Source organism: Mitsuaria sp. TWR114, from assembly GCF_007997345.1.
In genome coordinates this window covers 1-3,758 of the sequence record NZ_VOSR01000016.1, presented here as the reverse complement: position 1 = coordinate 3,758, position 3,758 = coordinate 1, and the positions used below count along the sequence as shown (strand labels likewise).

The 3,758-nt window shown below is 70.6% G+C and carries 2 protein-coding genes; both read left to right on the top strand.

Translation table 11 applies throughout. The features are described 5' to 3' along the window. The coding region (locus tag FUT87_RS01155; RefSeq protein WP_147239815.1) for an efflux RND transporter permease subunit at window positions 1–3,024 on the top strand (3,024 nt) is incomplete at its 5' end. A 227-nt stretch (window positions 3,025–3,251) separates the two neighbouring features. Next, the coding region (locus FUT87_RS01150; RefSeq protein WP_186830299.1) for a TolC family protein at window positions 3,252–3,758 on the top strand (507 nt) is incomplete at its 3' end.

Sequence of the window (3,758 nt, the reverse complement as noted above, 5' to 3'; positions counted from 1 at the left end):
ACGCAGGTCATCGAGCAGAACCTCAAGGGCATCGACGGCCTGTTCTCGATCGAGTCCACCAGCAATGCCTCCGGCGGCGCCAACACGCAGTTGAGCTTCGTCGCCGGCACCGATCCCGACCTGGCGCAGATGCAGGTGCAGAACAAGGTCTCGCAGTCGCTCTCGCGGCTGCCGCAGGCGGTGCAGGCGCAGGGCGTGCGCGTCACCAAGGCGGGCTCCGAGCCGCTGATGGTGGTCATGCTCACCAGCGACGATCCGAACGTCAGCTCCGCCGACCTCGGCGACTACCTGTCCAGCACGCTGCAGGACATCATCAGCCGCATCGAGGGCGTCGGCGACATCAACGTCTTCGGCTCCGGTTATGCGATGCGCATCTGGCTGGACCCGGCGCGGCTGCAGCGCTACGCGCTGGTGCCAGGCGACATCCGCAACGCGCTGCTGGCGCAGAACACCGAGGTCTCGGCCGGCCAGCTCGGCGCGCAGCCGGTGCCCGAGGGCCAGCGGCTCACCGCGATCATCACCGCGCGCGCCAAGCTGCAGACGCCGGAGCAGTTCCGCAACATCGTGCTGCGCGTGCAGCCGGACGGCTCCGCGCTGCGGCTCAAGGACGTGGCGCGGGTGGAGCTCGGCCGCGACAGCTACACCACCAACGTGCGCAGCAGCGGCGTCACCGCCGCCGGCATGGCCATCGTGCCGGCCAGCGGCGCCAATGCGCTCAAGACCGCCGAGCTGGTGAAGGCCAAGTTCAAGGAGCTCGAGCCCTTCTTCCCGCACGGCATGAAGGTCACCTTCACCTACGACACGACGCCCTTCATCAGCGTCTCCATCGAGGGCGTGGTCCACACGCTGATCGAGGCGATGGTGCTGGTGGTCGTGATCATGTACCTGTTCATGCAGAACCTGCGGGCGACGCTGGTGCCGGCGATCGCGGTGCCGGTGGTGCTGCTGGGCACCTTCGGCGTGCTGGCGCTGGCGGGGTACTCGATCAACACGCTGACCATGTTCGGCCTGGTGCTGGCCATCGGCCTGCTGGTCGACGACGCGATCGTGGTGGTCGAGAACGTCGAGCGCCTGATGCGCGAGGAGGGCCTCAGCCCCCGCGACGCGACCCGCGCCAGCATGAAGGAGATCAGCGGCGCGCTGGTCGGCATCGCGGTCGTGCTGTCGGCGGTGTTCATCCCGATGGCCTTCTTCGGCGGCTCCACCGGCGTGATCTACCGCCAGTTCTCGATCACCGTGGTGAGCGCGATGGTGCTGTCGGTGCTGGTGGCGATGAGCCTGTCGCCAGCGCTGTGCGCGACGCTGCTCAAGCCGGTCCACAAGGGCGAGCATGCCGCGCACGGCGGCCCCTTCGGCAAGCAGCTGGACTGGTTCTTCGGCGGCTTCAACCGCGGCTTCGACCGCTTCACCGAGCGGTATGTGTCGCGCGTGCGCTGGCTGACGGCGCGCGGCGTGCGCAGCTTCATCGTCTACCTGCTGCTGATCGCGGGGCTGGCGGCGCTCTACAAGACGCTGCCGACCTCCTTCCTGCCGGACGAGGACCAGGGCGGCCTGCAGATCCAGGTGCGCATGGCGCCGGGCGCCACGGCGGAGCGGATGGAGGCCGTCGCCCAGAGCATCGAGGGCTACCTGGCCGACCAGAAGGAAGTCCAGTTCTACAACATCGTGCGCGGCGCCGGCGGCGACCAGGGCTCGGGGCAGGGCTTCATCCGCCTGACCGACTGGTCCGAGCGGACCGGCAAGGCGCAGGGCGCCGGCGCGCTGGCCGAGCGCTTCAGCCGCGAACTCGGCAAGCGCGTGCGCGACGCCAACATCTTCGTCGTGCAGCCGCCGACGGTGCGCGGCCTGGGCGGCAGCGCCGGCATCCAGCTGTTCCTGCAGGACCTGGGCGGCGTCGGCTCGGAGGCGCTCATCGCCGCGCGCGACCGCCTCATCGACCTGGCCAACCAGCGGCCCGAGCTCAGCCGTGCCCGCACCAACAGCCTGACCGAGACGCCGCAGCTGCAGATCGACATCGACGACCACAAGGCGGGCACGCTGGGCGTGACGACCTCGACGATCAACGACACGCTGTCGATCGCGCTGGGCAGCAGCTATGTGAACGACTTCCTCGACCGCGGCCGCGTCAAGCGGGTGCTGGTGCAGGGCGAGGGCGCCTACCGCGCCGATCCCGAGGCGCTGCGCTTCTGGTACGTGCGCAACAGCAGCGGCGAGATGGTGTCCTTCAGCGCCTTCGCGAAGGCGGGCTGGACCAACGGTCCGCGCCAGCTGGTGCGCTACAACGGCAGCGCCGCCTACGAGATCCAGGCCGACGTCGCGCCGGGCGTGAGCTCGGGCGCCGCGATGGCCGCGATGGAGCAGGTGCTGCGCGAGATGCCGCCGGGCATCGGCTTCGAGTGGTCCGGCCGCAGCTACCAGGAGCGGCTCTCCGGCGACCAGGCGCCGATGCTGTATGCGGTCTCGGTGCTGTTCATCTTCCTGTGCCTGGCGGCGCTGTACGAGAGCTGGTCGGTGCCCTTCAGCGTCATGCTGGTGGTGCCGCTGGGCATCATCGGCGCGCTCGCGGCCAGCCACCTCGGCGGGCAGATGAACGACGTGTTCTTCCAGGTCGGCCTGCTGACGACGGTCGGCCTGTCGGCGAAGAACGCGATCCTGATCGTCGAGTTCGCCGAGACCCTGCTGGCGCAGGGCATGGGCCTGCTCGACGCCACGCTCAAGGCCTGCCGGCAGCGATTGCGGCCGATCCTGATGACCTCGCTCGCCTTCATGATGGGCGTGCTGCCCCTGGCCTACGCCAGTGGCGCGGGCTCGGGCTCGCAGCGCGCGATCGGCGTGGGCGTGCTCGGCGGCATGGGCAGCGCGACGCTGCTGGGCATCTTCTTCGTGCCGCTGTTCTATCTGTGGGTCAAGCAGCGCTTCAGCCGCATGAAGAGGACCGGGACCGCCGGCGATGCCGGGACGAGGCCCACCGACGAGGGCCATCACGCCGCGGGCGATGCGGCCGGGCCGGAGGCGCGGACATGAGGCGCGCGCATGCATCCATGAGCTTGACGACCCGGTGCGCGGCGATCGCTCTGCTGCTGGGCCTGGCCGCCCGGACCTGGCCTCGGTCTGGGAGGCCCATGCGGCGCATGGGCACGCGGCGAAGTCGGCCCGCGAATCGAAGGGCAGGGGCCACGACGATCACGCCAGCGACCGCGACGACGCCAGCGACCGCGACCGCGACCGCGCCGCCCACCGCGACCCCGACCGTGAACCAGGCGGCGACCGAGGCATCGACCGCTGCCGCGCACGAGTGGCGCGGCTTCTTCGCCGACGCCCGGCTGGACGAGGTGGTGGCGCTCGCGCTCGACCAGAACCGCAGCCTGCGCGCGAGCGCGGCCGCCGTCGAGCGGGTGCGGGCGCAGTACCGGATCACGGCGGCGGATCGCCTGCCGGAGATCGGCCTGGGCGCTTCCGCGACGCGCCAGCGCACGATCAACGGCGAGGGCGCGACGACCACCTACGGCGTCAACCTGGGCTTGGCGAGCTACGAGATCGACCTGTTCAACCGCTTGGGTAGCCTCGAGGGCGCGGCGCTGTCGCGCTTCCTCGCGGAGCAGGAGACGCAGCGCAGCGCGCGGCTGAGCTTGGCCGCGGAAGTCGCGACCGCGTGGTTGTCGCTGGCGGCGGCGCAGCAGCGACTGGTGCTCAACCAAGCGCTGCGCGACAGCCAGCAGCGCTCCCTCGACCTGGCGGAGCGGCAGTACGCGCTGGGC